This is a genomic window from Nonomuraea sp. NPDC049758, assembly GCF_040674635.1.
Lineage (GTDB): Bacteria > Actinomycetota > Actinomycetes > Streptosporangiales > Streptosporangiaceae > Nonomuraea.
In genome coordinates this window covers 338,858-353,673 of sequence record NZ_JBFAMZ010000005.1, presented here as the reverse complement: position 1 = coordinate 353,673, position 14,816 = coordinate 338,858, and the positions used below count along the sequence as shown (strand labels likewise).

The following is a 14,816-nucleotide window of genomic DNA, read 5'->3' as shown; positions in this document are numbered from 1 at the left end:
GTCTGAAAGGGCATGTCACGAAGGGACAAGTGGGATGAGTTCAGCGGGTGAAGGCCTGTCTCGCCCGCTTCCCGAGCAGGTGCGCCTCAACGTCGTCGACCTGGCCGCGCAGGTTCTCGGCACGATGCCCGCCGTCTCCGTGCCGCCGCCGCTGCGCGGCATCGCGAAGTTCGACCCGCGCAAGCGCGCCAAGCTGGGCAGCGCGCCGATCGCCGCGCAACTGGAGAATGACAAGAAGTTCCGCGAACTGGTCGCCGAGTCCGTCGCCACCGGCTGGCCCGAGCTGGTCGCCGCGCTGGCCGAGGGCAGTGTGCCGCCCGCCGCCGACCCCGTGCTGGTGGCTGCCGCAGCCTATCTCACCAGGCCCCCCGGCTGGGCGGAGATGATCGAAACCGCCCGCGCCGACCTGGAGCAGTCCGCCGTGGCGGCCGAGGGGTCCGAGCGCGAGGAAGCCGTGACGCGGCTGCGCGAGCAGCTCGCCGCGCAGAAGACCGCCGCCAAGGAGGAGGCCGACCGGCTGCGCGAGCAGATCAAGGCGGCCCGCGCCGAGAACTCCGACCTGCGGCGCAAGCTCCACGACGCCCGCGAGCGGGCCAAGGCCGCCACCCGCAGGGCCGAGGAGATGGAACAGGCCGCCGACGACGCCCGGCACGCCGCCTCTGCCGCCGGCAACGCGGGCGAGGCCGAGCTGCGCCGCCTGCGCGAGCGCCTGGCCGACGTGGAGAGGCAGCTCGAAGCCTCCCGCCGGGCCGCCCGCGAGGGCCGCAGCATCGAGGACGCCCGCATCAGGGTGCTCCTCGACGCCCTTCAGGACGCCTCGGCCGGGCTGCGCAGGGAGCTGGCGCTGCCCACCACGATCAGCAGGCCCGCCGACTCCGTCGCGGCCAGCACCGGCGAGCGTCCCGGGGTGCGCGGGGTGCCCGCGCGGGCCCTGGCCGACGACGACCCGCAGCTCCTCGACCAGCTCCTGGCGCTGCCGCAGGTCCACCTGATCATCGACGGCTACAACGTCACGAAGACCGGCTACGGCACGCTCACCCTCGCCGACCAGCGCAACCGGCTGATGACCGGCCTCGGCGGGCTGGTGGCCCAGACCCGGGTCGAGGTGACGGTGGTCTTCGACGGCGCCGAGCTCAACGCGCCGGTGCAGGTGGTGGCGCCGCGCGGGGTGCGGGTGCTGTTCAGCGCGCCGGGGGAGATCGCCGACGACCTGATCCGCCAGCTCGTCCGGGCCGAGCCGCCCGGCCGGGCCATGGCCGTCGTCTCCTCCGACCGCGAGGTCGCCGAGTCCGTACGCCGGATGGGCGCCAGACCGGTTCCGTCCGGTCTGCTGCTGCGCCGGTTGGGCCGCGCATAAGTTACGAATTAGCACTATTGGCGAGACCCCACCCGCCACTTCTGTACTATTTCGCCCCAGGTGTAATCCCTGGGAGGCGACGCTGTGAGGTTTGGCCGGGTGACGGTGGCCGCGGGTCTCGCGATCGGACTGATGACGGTCCCGATGGGTGCGGCGCTCGCTGATCCCAAGCCCACCCTCAAACAGGCCAAGGCCAAGCTGGAGAAGCTGAACGACAAGGCCGACAAGGTCGTCGACCGGTACAACACGGCGACCGAGAACTACAAGAAGGCCAAGAACGCCTACACCAGCCTCAACGACCGTTACAAGCAGAAGCTGCAGACGGTCGCCGACCTCCGCGCCGAGATCATCAGGGTGGCGGTGGACTCCTACAAGCTGGGCGGGGACGTCACCTCCCTGCCCGGCATGGTCGGCGTCGAGGACCCCGAGAACCTGCTGGCCGGGCTGGCGATGGCCGGGCAGCTCTCGCGCGAGCGGCTGGAGAAGCTGGCCGCGTTCGACCGCGAGAACAAGGGGCTCAAGGCCGAGCGCGACAACGCCGAGACCGCGCTGGCCGACGCCGACAAGGAGCGGGACGCCGTCCAGCGGGAGCGGGCCGAGGTGCTGAAGCTGGTCGGCCAGCAGAAGAAGCTCCTGGACAAGCTGGGGGCCTACAACCCGGGCAACCCCAACAGCACCGGCATCAAGTACACCGGTCCCGCCTCGGGCAATGCGGCCGCCGTCCTGAACTTCGCCTTCGCCCAGGTGGGCAAGCCGTACATCTACGGGGGCACGGGCCCGCGCGGCTACGACTGCTCAGGGCTGACCCAGGCCGCCTGGCGCGCCGCCGGCGTCTCACTGCCGCGGACGACGTGGCAGCAGTGGGCCTGGGGCGCGAGCCGGAAGGTGGACCTCAAGGACCTCCAGCCGGGTGACCTCATCTTCAGCGAGGGGCTCGGGCACGTCAGCATCTACGCGGGGGGCGGCAAGATCGTCCATGCGCCGCAGACGGGCGACGTCGTCAAGGTCGTCCGCCTCGCCGACTACCGCCGCCCGCTCGTCGGAGCCGTCCGCCCCTGACTCGGCCCCCGCCCGAATCGCGGGCGGTTTCGGCGTGCCCATGATCGCTGGGGCGAACGGGACAAACGGGGCGAAAGTGCCCTGACAACCGCGTGTGCCGGGAAGTGTGAGAAGGGTCACAAAGCGGTAACGGAACCCTCTGGTCGAGCAGGGGTTTCACCCTTTACTTACACCTTTATCTGATCTTTACAGGCCGTGTCTCCCTTTGCCAAATCTTGACCCCTCGGCGTAGTTTCTGGCGTCGCGGTCAGCAAGCCATGCGCACCGCGAACCGACATCGGAACCCCCGATGCGGACCAGATGAAAATCCAGCGGTCGCCGCCGATATCCCCGTTAAGGCACATCCATCGGGCGGCGACCTGCCGAGTCCGTGCAGCCAGGAGGCACGGAGCCGGGGACCCAAAGATCCCGTAATCCCCCGGGATCAGGGGTGAATCGGCGCGTCATCGCGCCGTAGGGCGACTTCCAGGCCCGAATCCGTCAGCTAACCCGGTAGGCGTTCGTGGAAGACACAAGGAGAAATCCTGTCTACCTCCCTGCATAACCCCCGTCTGTCCCGTCTTGCCCTGAGGGGCGTCGCACTCACGATGACCGTGACGGCCGGAGGTGCGGTTCTCCATGCCGTGCCGGCCGGGGCGCAGACGGTGAGCGAATCGGCCGCCAGGCTCACCGCGGTGTCCAGCACCGCCAAGGCGGCCACTGCGAAGTCGGCCAGGTCGGCGAAGACCGCCAGGTCTGCCAAGTCGGCGAAGGCCGCGCGGCAGGCGTCGAAGGCCCGCAGGGCCGTCGCCGTCGCCAAGCATCAGGTCGGCGACCCGTACCGGTACGGGGCCACGGGCCCTGGTGCGTTCGACTGCTCCGGACTCGTCCAGTACGCCTGGAAGAAGGCCGGAGTACGACTCCCGCGCGTGACGAACAGCCAGTTCGCCCGCATCAAGCGCAAGGTCTCCTGGCGCAATCTCAAGCCGGGCGACCTGATGTTCTTCAACGGGCTGGGCCACGTCGGCATGTACGTCGGCCACGGCAAGATGGTCCATTCGCCGCGGACCGGCGAACGGGTGCGCATCGACAAACTGGGCGGATGGCGGAAGTCGTCGTTCGTCGGCGCGGTGCGTCCCGGCGCGTGACAACGGGCCCCGCCCGGACCCTCCCCGGTCCGGGCCGGGGCCTGTCGCATGCCCGGCCCCGAGCAGGGCCCGATCCGGCCAAGGGCCCGGCTCTGTGGAGGGTCCGGCCTCGGGAAGGGGCCGGGAGGGGCGTGGGCCTACTAGCATCGGGCCGTGTCCTCGCAGGTGCGTCCGTCCCTTCGCGGTCCGCGTCTGCTCCTTCCGGTCCTGCTGCTGTCGACGGCGGTGCTCGTGGTGGCCGACGCGCCGCCCGCCGTCGTCCTGCCCGCCGGGGCGCGCGGGTTGTGGAGCGACGGCGGTCAGGTGGCCCGCGGCGCGCGGTCCGTGGTCGTGGGGCACCGCGCAGAGCCCGGCGTGCTCGCCGATCTGGCCCGCCGCGCGGACCTCGCCGGACGGCGGGTGTCCGCGATGCTCGGCCGGCCGGTGCGCGCGCTGGTCATCGTGCCGGACTCCGACGCCGAGGCGGCCGGGCTGGCCGGCACGGGCCCGCTGGACGGGCTGGCCGCGGTGGCCGACGGCGCCAGGGTGATCGTCGTGCCCGGCTCCTTCGCCCGGCTCACCCCCACGGGACGCGACGTCGTCCTCACCCATGAGCTCACCCACGTCGCCGCGGGCACCGACCGGCTGCCCGTCTGGCTCTACGAGGGGTTCGCCGACTACGTGGCCTACCGCGACGCCGGGCTCCCCGTCGGGACGGCCGCCGCCGAACTCGCCGCCGACGTACGGGCCGGCCGGCTGCCGAGCGAGTTGCCCGGACCTGCGGCTTTCGCCCCCACGGCGGCCGATCCCGGACGGCTCGCGCGGGCGTACCAGGAGGCCTGGATGGCGTGTCGCTTCCTCGCAGACCGGTTCGGTGACGGGACCCTGGTACGGCTCTACCGTGATGCCCGCGTGGCCGGCGTCGATCAGGCGCTCGCCTCTGTGGGGCTCACCGCCGAGACCCTGGCGGCACGGTGGCGCGAGTACGTACGAGAGCAGCTCGCGTGAAGGGGAGGCAGATGAGCGAGCGGAACGACCAGCCCCGGGAAGGGGACGAGCCCGCCGGAGCGGTCGCCGGAGGGGCCGACGAGCCCGGCACGGCGGTCGCGGCGGCGCACGGCGGCGGTGTGGCCATCAGGGACGACGGCGGGGACCGGCCCGGCGACGGTGCACCGCCGGAGCCGTCCGGCACCAACGAGCCCCCCGAGTCCCCGGGCCACCCCGACGACCCCGACTATCCGGACGCCCGCCCCGACGCGGACGCCGACCCCGACACCGAGGACCCCCGTCACCCCCGACCCCCCACCCCCGACGACCGCCCCCACGCGACCCGCGCCGACGCCCGGCCCCCCGCGCAGGCAGCCGAGGGCCCGGACGCCCCCAGCAAGAGCCCCGAAGACCCCGACGAGCACCCGGACCGCCCCGGAAAGGGCGGCAAAGGCGGAGACGAGGGCAAAGGCAAGGGCAAGGGTCGCGGCAAGGGCGCGGGCGATCCCACCACCCCCCTCGCCGAAGGCGTCGAGGCCCGTCCAGGAACCGGCAAGCTGACGGGAACGGCGGAGCACCTGATCGCCCGCGAACGGCGACGCGCGGAGTCCCGCTCCAGGCGCGCCGCCGGCGCCGCCCTGGCCCTGGTCGGCGGCGTGATCCTGGCCGTGGCCGCGTTCACCACCCCCTGGCGGGTCCTGGCGGCGGGCGCGCCCGCCGTCGCCCCCGACCCCGCCCGCGACTTCAGCGCCGCCCAGATCGCCAGGGCGCAGGCGTTCGACGCGGCCACCACCCTGCCCGGCTACATCTCGCTCGGCCTCACGGTCCTGTTCGCCGGGCTGCTGGTCCTGACGCCGTTCGCGGCCAAGGTGCTGGGCGTGCTCAGGGGCCCGTGGTGGGTGCGGGTGCTCCTCGGCGTGGTGGTGCTCACCGCGATCACCGAGGTGCTGAGGTGGCCGCTCGGCATGTGGTTCGAGACGATCCTGCGCGACTACGGCCTGTCCACCCAGGACTGGGCGGGCTGGACCGCCGACCGGCTCAAGAACACCGGCGTCAGCGTGCTGCTGATGGCCGTCATGTTGCTCGCCCTCGTGGCGCTGGCCCGCAAGGTGCGCCGCTGGTGGATCCCGGCCGCCGTGGGCGCGTTCGCGCTCACCCTCGGCGTGTCGTACGTCTACCCGGTGGTGTTCGAGCCGCTGTTCAACGACTTCACCTCCATGCCGCAGGGCTCGCTGCGGTCGGAGCTGCTGGCCATGGCCGAGCGGGACGGCGTCCCGGTCGAGGACGTGCTGGTCGCCGACGCCTCGCGGCGCACCACGGCGCTCAACGCGTACGTGTCGGGCTTCGGGGCCACCCGCCGGATCGTCGTCTACGACACGCTGCTCAAGGCGCCGGAGTCGGAGGTCGAGCTGGTGGTCGCGCACGAGCTGGGCCACGCCAAGCACGCCGACGTGCTCGACGGCACGCTGCTCGGCGGCCTGCTGGCCGCCTTCGGGGCGATCGGCCTGTTCCTGCTGGTCGGGCCGCTGCGGCGGCGTACGGGGATCGCCTCGGTGGCCGACCCGCGGGCCATCGGCGTGCTCATGGGGCTGATGACGCTGGCCTCGCTGGCCTCCGACCCGGCCCAGAACCTGATCACGCGGCACGTGGAGGCGCGGGCCGACGTGCACGCCCTCGACCTCACCAGGGATCCGGCCACGTTCGTCGCGATGCAGAAACGCCTCGCCATAACCAACATTTCCGACTTGTCGCCGGATGCGGTGGAATATGTGCTCTATGCCTCCCATCCCTCCAGCCCCGAGCGCAACGCCCTGGCCCGCTCGTGGGCGAGACTGAACGGCGTCCCCGAACCGTGACCGACGTGGTCTTCGTGACGAACGACTTCCCGCCCAGGCCGGGCGGCATCCAGTCGTTCGTGCACGGACTCGCGCTCCGCACGCCGGGGGTTGCCGTCTACGCCCCCGCCTGGCCGGGATGCGAGGAGTTCGACCGGCGTCAGCCGTACCGGGTCGTCCGGCACCCGACGCGGCTGATGCTGCCCACCCCGGCCGTCGCGCGCAGGGCGGCCGGGCTGGTGGCCGAGCACCGCGCCGAGACCGTCGTCTTCGGCGCGGCCGCGCCGCTCGGCCTGCTCGCGCCCCGCCTGCGCGCGGCGGGCGCGCGGCGGGTGGTGATGCTCACCCACGGCCACGAGGCGTCGTGGGCGGGCGCGCCGGGCTTCCGCTCGGTGCTGCGCAGGATCGGCGCGCACGCCGACGTGGTGACCTACCTGGGCGACTACACGCGGCAGCGCCTGGCCGTGGCGATCCCCCCGCACAAGCTCGTACGTCTGGCGCCCGGCGTCGACGTCGACCAGTTCCACCCGCGGGCCGCCAAGGCGGCGCTGGGCCTCGACGGCCGGCCGGTGGTGGCCTGCGTGTCCCGGCTGGTCCCGCGCAAGGGCCAGGACCAGCTCATCCGGGCCTGGCCCAGGGTGCTGCGCGCGGTGCCGGACGCGGTGCTGCTGCTCGTGGGCGGCGGCCCGTACCGGTCGAGGCTGGAGCGCCTGGCGGGCGGGCACGAGTCCATCAGGTTCACCGGCACGGTCCCCGCCGCGAGCCTGCCCGGCTACTACGCGGCGGCCGACGTCTTCGCGATGCCGTGTCGCACCCGCTGGAACGGCGTGGACGTCGAGGGACTCGGGATCGTCTTCCTGGAGGCGTCGGCGACCGGCCTGCCGGTGGTCGCGGGCAACTCCGGCGGCGCGCCGGACGCCGTCCGGCCCGGGGAGACGGGCCTCGTCGTGGACGGCGCGGACGTCGCGGACGTCGCCCAGGCCGTCGCCGACCTGCTCTCCGACCCCGCGCGGGCACGCAAGATGGGCGCCCGCGGCCGCGACTGGATCACCCGCGAGTGGACGTGGGAGCAGGTCGCCACCCGCTTCCACGCCCTGCTCCGGCCCTCCTGACCCCTGCCCTGACCCCTGCCCTGACCCCTGACCTGGCCCTCGACCTAGCCCTTGGTCGAGCCCAGCGTGAGCCCGGCCACGAACTGCTTGTGCAGGAGCTGGAAGACGACCAGCGTGGGCAGCGCCACCAGCAGGGACCCGGCCGCCAGCAGGTTGTAGTCGGTGAAGAACTGGCCGCGCAGGTTGTTCAGCGCCGAGGTCACCGGCAGCTTGTCGCCCGAGGACATCAGCACCAGCGCCCACAGGAAGTCGTTGTACATCCAGGTGAACTCCAGGGTGGCCAGCGCCGCCAGCACCGGCCTGCACAGCGGCAGCGTGAGCCGCCAGTAGCGCTTCCACACGCTCGCGCCGTCCACGAGCGCCGCCTCGGTGATCTCCTCCGGGATCGTCCGCATGAAGTTCGCGATGACGAAGACGCAGAAGCCGAACTGGAACGCCACGTGGATGAGGATCAGCCCGAGGTAGGAGTCGTAGAGCGACTGGGAGTCCGACAGCCAGGCGGGCAGCGGCACCAGCGTGTAGAGGGTGTAGAGCGGGGTGATGAGCACCTGCGGCGGCATCAGGTTCCCGGCGGTGAACACGATCAGCAGCGCCTTGCGCCCCGGGACGCGCACCCGCGCGACGGCGAACGCCGTGAACGAGGCCAGCAAGAGCGTGACCAGCACCCCGGGGACGACGATGATCAGCGTGTTCAGGTAGTAGCGGGGCAGCTCGGCCCGGCTCCACGCCTCGGCGTAGTAGCCGAACGTGAGGTGCTCGGGCACCGACAGGTAGCCCAGCCGGGCCGTCTCCGCGTACGGCCGCAGCGAGGCGTAGACCGACAGGGCCAGCGGCAGCACCCAGCCCAGCGCGACCAGTGCGAGGAAGACGTGCAGCAGGACGCGCAGCGGCCGCACGGGCCGGCGCGCGGGCGGCCGCCGGTCCTGCGCCGGGGGAGCGGCGGCGGGCGCGGTGAGCGTCATCGCTCCTCCTTGAACAGCTGCGACAGGTACGTGACGATGAACCCCAGCGAGATCACCAGCAGGATCACGGCGATGGCCGAGCCGAAGCCGATGCGGCCGGCCTCGCCCACGATGTTCTCGGTGACCAGCACCGACAGCAGCTCCAGGCCGTTCCTGCCCTTGTTGACGGCGTAGACGACGTCGAACGCGCGCAGCGCCTCGATCACGGTGATGACCAGCACGATCACGTTGACCGGCCGCAGCGTCGGGAACACCACGCGGAAGAAGGCCTGCGCCTCGGTGGCCCCGTCGATGGCGGCGGCCTCCTTCAGCGCCGGGTCCACGGCCTTGAGCCCGGCCAGGTAGATGATCATGACGTAGCCGACGTGCCGCCAGCCGGCCGCGACCATCACCACCCAGATGTTGATCGACCGGTCGCCCAGCCAGTCCACGGTCAGGCCGGTGACCGCGTTCAGCACGCCGTAGTCGGAGGAGTAGACGAGCTGCGCGATGAAGCCCACCACGGCCAGCGACAACACCACCGGCAGGTAGAGCGCGCTCTGGTAGACCCGCGACCAGCGCAGCCGCCGGTCCAGCAGCACCGCGCAGAACAGCCCGAACGGCGTCGCGACCAGCCCCAGGAAGCCCAGCCACAACACGTTGTTGCGCACCGCCGACCAGAACGGCGGATAGGCGGTGGCCAGGTCGTGGTAGTTGCGCCCGCCCACCCACTCGATCGGCCCGATGCCGTTCCAGTCGGTGCCGGACAGCGCGACGGAGGCCAGCGCGGGCCCCCAGATGAGGCCCACGTTGACGATGACGGCCATCCCCAGCCCGATGACCAGCACGGTCACGTCCCGGGCGGAGTAGCGACGGGTTTTGACGGTCATCAGCGGAAGATGTTGGCCTTCTGCTTCTCGATGCCCGCCAGCAGGGAGTCGATCTCGTTCGGCGCGCCGACGAACGCCTGCAGGGACGGGATCATCACGGTGGAGGCGAAGTCCGGCCGGGTGTCGCGGTCGAGGAACTGCGCCAGGTGGGTGGCCTGGGAGACCAGTTCGGCGCCGCGCTTCTGCAGGGCGCTGTAGCCGCTGGTGTCGGCCTTGGAGCTGGACGCCAGCGTGCCCGGGTCGAGCTTGGTCGCCTCGTTCTGGGACGAGCCCTTGGCCAGGTGCTTGAGCAGGGCCTTGGCGCCGTCCACGTTCCGGGCCTTGGCCGAGATCATGTAGCCGTCGATGGGGGCGTCGATCGAGTCGGTGCCGTGGGCGGGGTCGATCTCGGGGAAGGTGAAGAAGTCGAGGTCGTCGCGGTCGGCCTCGGGGAACTGCTGGGCGACGAACATGCCGAGCAGGATCATGCCGGTCTTCTTCTGCGCGAGCGACTGCCCGGCCTCCTGCCAGGTGCGCCCGAGCGCGGCCGGCTGGTGGTACTCCATCAGCCCCCGCCAGGTGCCGAAGACCTGCCTGACCTTCGGGTCGGTCCACGACTCCTTGCCGGCCATGAGCGAGATGTGGAAGTCGTAGCCGTTCGTGCGCATGTTGAGGATGTCGAACGTGCCCATCGCCGGCCAGCCGTCCTTGTCGGCGAACGCGATCGGGACCAGCCCGTCGGCCTTCATCCTCCTGGCCAGGGCGGTGAACTCATCCAGGGTTCTCGGGGGCTCGTACCCCTTGGCCCGCCACAGGCTCTTGCGGTAGAAGACGGCCCATGGGTAGTAGGTGAACGGCACGAAGTACTGCTTGCCGTCGGTGCCGGTCGACTGGTCCTTGAACGCCTGCGTGTAGTCGCCGCCGATCTCCCGCCACACGTCCGAGATGTCGGTCGCCAGGCCCTGCTCGGCGAAGAAGCGCATCCGGTAGCCGGCGAACCAGGTGAACACGTCGTCGGGCGTGCCCTTGAGATAGCGGTTGATGTTCTCCTGGAAGGTGTTGTGGTCGACCGTGTTGACCTTCGGGACGGCCTGGGTGAAGCCCTTGAGCACGGTCTCCAGGGCCTTCTTGGGCACCTCGTCGGAGGCGTTCGAGCCGATCGTGACCGTGCCCGTCCCGCCGCCGGACGACCTGCCCGGCCCGGTGGCGGGGCTGCCGGACCCGCACCCGACGAGGACGGCGGGCACGCCGAACGCGGCGGCTCCGAGGAGTAGACGGCGGCGGGAGATCGGCATGTGTCGGTCCATGGTGGTTCCTCCTTGCCGGACCCTTCAGATTCCCCCGAGTTCGCTCACACCCATTCATCGAAAGACGAAGCCCTACCGCTGTCAACGCACTGTTTCATGACGTTTTCGACGCATTCACCGGGTCGGTGTCATGTCATGATGCGGACGGGATGTGTCGGAACCTGTTGGGATCTGGTGATGCGATGCTCGCCCCGCAGCGTCAGCAGGCGATCCTGGACCTCGTCCGGCAGAACGGCGGCGTCAGGGTCGTGGACCTGGTGCGCACGTTCGGCGTCTCCGACATCACGATCCGGCGCGACCTGGAGCTGCTGGCCGAGCGTGGCCTGCTGGCCAAGGTGCACGGCGGCGCGACCACCATCGGCTCCACGAACGAGCCGGGATTCGCCGCCAAGTCCGTGCAGCAGGAGGCGGAGAAGCAGGCCATCGCCGGGCACGCCGCCGCGCTGGTGCGCCCCGGCACGGCCGTGGCCCTGTCGGCCGGCACCACGACCTGGACGCTCGCCCACCACCTGGGCCAGGTCCCCGGCCTGACCGTGGTGACGAACTCCGTCCGCGTCGCCGACGTCTTCCAGCACGCCGGCCGTCCCGACCAGACGGTCGTGCTCACCGGCGGCGTGCGCACCCCGTCCGACGCCCTGGTCGGCCCGGTCGCGGTCGCCGCCATCCGCCGGCTCAACGTGGACCTGCTCTTCCTGGGCGTGCACGGCATGACCGCGAGGACGGGCTTCACCACCCCGAACATGATGGAGGCCGAGACCGACCGCGCGCTGGTCGAGGCGGCCTCCCGGCTCGTCGTGCTGGCCGACCACACCAAATGGGGGACCGTCGGCATCAGCACGATCGCCGAGCTCGGCGAGGCCGACGTGGTCGTCTCCGACACCGGCCTGCCGGAGCCGGCCAGGCAGGCGCTGTCGGAGCGGGCGGGCCGGCTCGTCCTGGCGGAGACGCGGCCCGTCCCGAGGTGAGGCCCGTCCCGAGGTGAGGCCCGTCACCAGCGGTGGGGCCCGTCACCGGCCGAGGGGCCGCACCGCGCCCCCGCCTCCGGACGGCGGCCTCAAGCGACCGCCTTCGCCTCCGGACGGCGGCCTCAAGCGACCGCCGCCGACAGCCGGTCGTACTGCTCGTCGGAGAGCTCGACCGACAGCGCCGCCACGTTCTCCTCCAGGTGCCCGATCGAGGAGGTGCCCGGGATCGGGATCACCGTGGGGGAGCGGCGCAGCAGCCAGGCCAGCGACGCCTGGGCCGGGGTGACGCCGATCTCGGCCGCCACCGCCGCCAGCGGCGTGCCGGGCCCGGCGTGGGAGCCCGCCGCGATCGGGAAGAACGGCAGGAACGCGATGCCGTGCGCGGCGGCGTGGTCCACGACGTCCTCGTGCTGCCGGGTGGCCAGGTTGTACATGTTCTGCACGGCCGCGATCGGCGTGATCTCCGCCGCCTGGCGCAGCTCCTCGGCGCTCACCTCCGACAGGCCGACGTGCCGGACCTTGCCTTCGTCCCTGAGCTGCTTGAGCGCGCCGATCTGGTCGGCGAGCGGGTAGGCCGGATCCAGGCGGTGCAACTGGAGCAGGTCGATGCGCTCCACCCGCAGCCGGCGCAGGCTCAGCTCGGCCTGCTGACGCAGATAGGCCGGATGGCCGAGCGGCACCCACTCGGCGGGCGAGGGCCGCAGCACGCCGATCTTGGTGGCCACCGCCACGCCGTCCCCGTACGGGTGCAGCGCCTCGGCGATCAGCTCCTCGTTGGCGCCGAGCGCGTAGGAGTCGGCGGTGTCGAAGAGGTTCACGCCCAGCTCGGCCGCCCGGCGCAACACGGCCACGGCGCCCGCCCGGTCCGCCGGCGCCTCCCAGATGGGCGCCTCCATCGCCGAGCGCGCGGGGTCGGGGGCGTCGGCCAGCCGCATCGACCCGTAGCCGATCCGGCGCACCTCCAGGTCTCCGCCAAGAGTGAACGTCTGTACAGTTTCGCGAGGAATTTCGCTCATGGACGTCACGCTAGAAGCTCACATCGATGTGAGATGCAAGCGGGTGTGAGGAGCATCACGTGAAGATCGGCGCGCTCTCCGCGGAGACCGGGGTCAGCCCCCGGCTGCTGCGCTACTACGAGGAGCAGGGGCTGCTGACCTCGTACCGGGCCGACGGCGGACACCGGCGCTACGGAACGGACGCGCCCGTCGCGGTCCGGCGCATCCGCACGCTGCTCGCCGCGGGCCTGCCGACCAAAGTGATCAGGGACGTGCTCCCGTGCGCCTCCGGCTCCGGCGAGGTGCTGGACGCGTGCACCCTCGGCCACCTCCGCGGCCGGCTCACCGGCCTGGACGAGCAGCTGGCCGAGCTCCAGGCCACCCGCCACGCCCTGGCCGCGATCCTGACCGCGACCGAGCGGGCCGGTGAGCTGGTGGGGGCCGCCTGACGGCTAGTGGCCGTAGAGCTCGTCGATCTCCTTGGCGTAGTCGCGCATCACCAGGTTGCGCTTGACCTTCAGCGTGGGCGTCAGGTGGCCGCTCTCCTCGGTGAGGTCGGTGTCGAGGATCGTGAACTTCTTGATCTGCTCGGCCTTCGACACCGTGCCGTTGGCCCGGTCGACGGCCTCCTGCACCTGCGCCAGGATCGCCGGGTCGGTGCGCAGCTCGGCCGCGCTGCGGCCGGCGGGCGTCGCCTCGGGGTCGAGCGTGACCAGCGCGGCGACGAACGGACGGCCCTCGCCGACGATCATGGCCTGGGACACCAGCGGGTGCGCGCGCAGCGCGTCCTCCAGCGGGCCGGGGGCGACGTTCTTGCCCGCGGCCGTCACCAGGATCTCCTTCTTGCGGCCGGTGATGCGCAGGTAGCCGTCGGCGTCGAGCTCGCCCACGTCGCCCGTGCGGTACCAGCCGTCGGCGTCGACCGCCTCGGCGGTGGCGGCGTCGTTCTTCCAGTAGCCGTGGAAGACGTTGCGGCCCTTGGCCAGGATCTCGCCGTCGTCGCCGATGCGGACCGAGACGCCGGGCAGCGGCTTGCCGACCGTGCCGATCTTGTTCCCGCCCGGCATGTTGACCGAGATGGGGGCGGAGGTCTCGGTCAGGCCGTAGCCCTCGAAGACCTCGATGCCGACGCCCCGGAAGAAGTGGCCGAGCCGGTCGCCGAGCGCCGAGCCGCCGGAGACGGCGGCCGACAGCCGGCCGCCGGTGGCCGCCCGCAGCTTGGCGTAGACCAGCCGGTCGAACAGCATGTGACGCAGCCGCAGGCCGAACGGCGCGCCGCCGGACGCCTCCGCCTTGCTCCAGGCCACCGCCACGTCGACGGCGCGGGCGAAGATCTTGCCCTTGCCGCCCGCGGCGGCCTTCTGCTCGGCGCCGTTGTAGACCTTCTCGAACACGCGCGGCACGCCCAGCAGGAACGTCGGCTTGAAGTCCTGGAGGTCGGGGGCGACGTTCTTCATGTTCGGGGTGTGCGCCATGACCGCGCCGGCCTCGACCAGCACCACCTGGATCATCCGCGCGAAGATGTGCGCGAGCGGCAGGAACAGCAGCGCCGCCGGGTCCTTCGAGCTGAACAGCCGGTCGAGCGGCCCGCGCAGCACGTTGAGCGCGGTGAACAGCAGGTTGTCGTGGGTGATCCGGCAGCCCTTGGGACGGCCGGTGGTGCCCGAGGTGTAGACGATGGTGGCCAGGTCGGCGGCGACGACCTTCTTCCTGCGCTCCTCCACGGCCGAGCCGGGCACGCCCTCCGCGTCGAGCCGCCCCTCGACCCGCCAGACGGCCTTCAGCTCGGGCGCGGCCTCGCGGACGGTCTCCTCGTGCGCGTCGAGCTCGACGAAGGCCGCCTTGGCCTCGCTGTCGGCCAGGATCCACCGGACCTGCTCCACCGACGAGGTCTCGTAGATGGGGACGGTGACCGCGCCGACGGACCAGAGGGCGTAGTCGACCAGCGTCCACTCGTAACGCGTGCGCGACATCAGCGCGACCCGGTCGCCGTGCTCGATCCCGGCCGCGATGAGCCCCCTGGCCACCTCGACCACCTGGTCGCGGAACTCGCCCGCGGTCACGACGGGCCAGCCGTCGTCGGTCTTGCGGCGCATGATCACGGTGCCGGGCTCCCGCTCGGCCCGGTCGAAGACCGTGTCCGGCAGGCTTGCTGAGGCAGGCACATCGACCAGGACGGGGACGCTGTACTCGCGCACGAACTTTCAACTCCTCTACGGGGACCGCCTGGACGTTACCGCCTTAAGTTACGCGCCGGTAGCATCGTCATGGGAGCGTTATGAA

The 14,816-nt window shown here is 71.8% G+C and carries 13 protein-coding genes and 1 riboswitch; of the genes, 8 read left to right on the top strand and 5 right to left on the bottom strand.

Annotation, left to right across the window (positions count from 1 at the left end; translation table 11 throughout):
- The first annotated feature begins 34 nt into the window (after window positions 1–34).
- The 6 genes from AB0J46_RS15945 (at window position 35) to AB0J46_RS15920 (ending at window position 7,456) form a co-directional block, all read left to right on the top strand.
- A complete protein-coding gene (locus tag AB0J46_RS15945; RefSeq protein ID WP_364331745.1) occupies window positions 35–1,357 on the top strand; it encodes an NYN domain-containing protein in 1,323 nt (440 codons plus the stop codon).
- Window positions 1,358–1,489: 132 nt separating this feature from the next.
- Window positions 1,490–2,416: an NlpC/P60 family protein gene (locus tag AB0J46_RS15940; RefSeq protein ID WP_364331742.1), complete on the top strand. Its 927-nt coding sequence runs from the start codon at window positions 1,490–1,492 to the stop codon at window positions 2,414–2,416.
- Between the two features lie 350 nt (window positions 2,417–2,766).
- Window positions 2,767–2,930: riboswitch (cyclic di-AMP (ydaO/yuaA leader) on the top strand.
- A gap of 130 nt (window positions 2,931–3,060) precedes the next feature.
- Window positions 3,061–3,543, top strand: coding sequence for a C40 family peptidase (locus tag AB0J46_RS15935; protein ID WP_364331739.1), 483 nt, complete (start codon window positions 3,061–3,063; stop codon window positions 3,541–3,543).
- Window positions 3,544–3,696: 153 nt separating this feature from the next.
- On the top strand, window positions 3,697–4,530 hold the full coding sequence (locus tag AB0J46_RS15930; protein WP_364331736.1) for a hypothetical protein: 834 nt from the start codon (window positions 3,697–3,699) through the stop codon (window positions 4,528–4,530).
- Window positions 4,531–4,541: 11 nt separating this feature from the next.
- Entirely contained in the window at window positions 4,542–6,365 is a 1,824-nt protein-coding gene (locus AB0J46_RS15925) for a M48 family metalloprotease (RefSeq protein WP_364331733.1), read from the top strand.
- A complete protein-coding gene (locus AB0J46_RS15920) occupies window positions 6,362–7,456 on the top strand; it encodes a glycosyltransferase family 4 protein (RefSeq protein WP_364331731.1) in 1,095 nt (364 codons plus the stop codon). Before AB0J46_RS15925 ends, AB0J46_RS15920 begins: the two co-directional genes overlap by 4 nt.
- Before the next feature lie 44 nt (window positions 7,457–7,500).
- On the opposite strand, the gene AB0J46_RS15915 is transcribed toward AB0J46_RS15920, so the two are convergent.
- From AB0J46_RS15915 to AB0J46_RS15905, 3 genes are read right to left on the bottom strand one after another with little or no spacing between them, the layout of a single operon-like run.
- Window positions 7,501–8,418 (bottom strand): carbohydrate ABC transporter permease, encoded by a 918-nt coding sequence (locus tag AB0J46_RS15915; RefSeq protein ID WP_364331728.1) that lies wholly within the window; start codon window positions 8,416–8,418, stop codon window positions 7,501–7,503.
- Window positions 8,415–9,287, bottom strand: a complete 873-nt coding sequence (locus AB0J46_RS15910; RefSeq protein WP_352322927.1) for a sugar ABC transporter permease — start codon at window positions 9,285–9,287, stop codon at window positions 8,415–8,417. The genes AB0J46_RS15915 and AB0J46_RS15910 overlap by 4 nt, the downstream gene beginning before the upstream one ends.
- Window positions 9,287–10,573: an extracellular solute-binding protein gene (locus AB0J46_RS15905; RefSeq protein WP_364331724.1), complete on the bottom strand. Its 1,287-nt coding sequence runs from the start codon at window positions 10,571–10,573 to the stop codon at window positions 9,287–9,289. Before AB0J46_RS15905 ends, AB0J46_RS15910 begins: the two co-directional genes overlap by 1 nt.
- A gap of 182 nt (window positions 10,574–10,755) precedes the next feature.
- Here AB0J46_RS15905 and AB0J46_RS15900 point away from each other — a divergent pair, with 182 nt between their 5' ends.
- The gene (locus tag AB0J46_RS15900) at window positions 10,756–11,538 is read left to right on the top strand and encodes a DeoR/GlpR family DNA-binding transcription regulator (protein ID WP_364331721.1); all 783 of its coding nucleotides are present in this window, start codon (window positions 10,756–10,758) and stop codon (window positions 11,536–11,538) included.
- Window positions 11,539–11,660: 122 nt separating this feature from the next.
- On the opposite strand, the gene AB0J46_RS15895 is transcribed toward AB0J46_RS15900, so the two are convergent.
- On the bottom strand, window positions 11,661–12,554 hold the full coding sequence (locus tag AB0J46_RS15895) for an aldo/keto reductase (RefSeq protein WP_364331718.1): 894 nt from the start codon (window positions 12,552–12,554) through the stop codon (window positions 11,661–11,663).
- Window positions 12,555–12,613: 59 nt separating this feature from the next.
- On the opposite strand from AB0J46_RS15895, the gene AB0J46_RS15890 reads away from it, so the two are divergent.
- Complete coding sequence (locus tag AB0J46_RS15890) at window positions 12,614–12,982, top strand: MerR family transcriptional regulator (RefSeq protein ID WP_364331715.1); 369 nt, start codon at window positions 12,614–12,616, stop codon at window positions 12,980–12,982.
- Between the two features lie 3 nt (window positions 12,983–12,985).
- On the opposite strand, the gene AB0J46_RS15885 is transcribed toward AB0J46_RS15890, so the two are convergent.
- The gene (locus AB0J46_RS15885) at window positions 12,986–14,731 is read right to left on the bottom strand and encodes an AMP-dependent synthetase/ligase (protein ID WP_364331712.1); all 1,746 of its coding nucleotides are present in this window, start codon (window positions 14,729–14,731) and stop codon (window positions 12,986–12,988) included.
- Window positions 14,732–14,816: the final 85 nt, after the last annotated feature.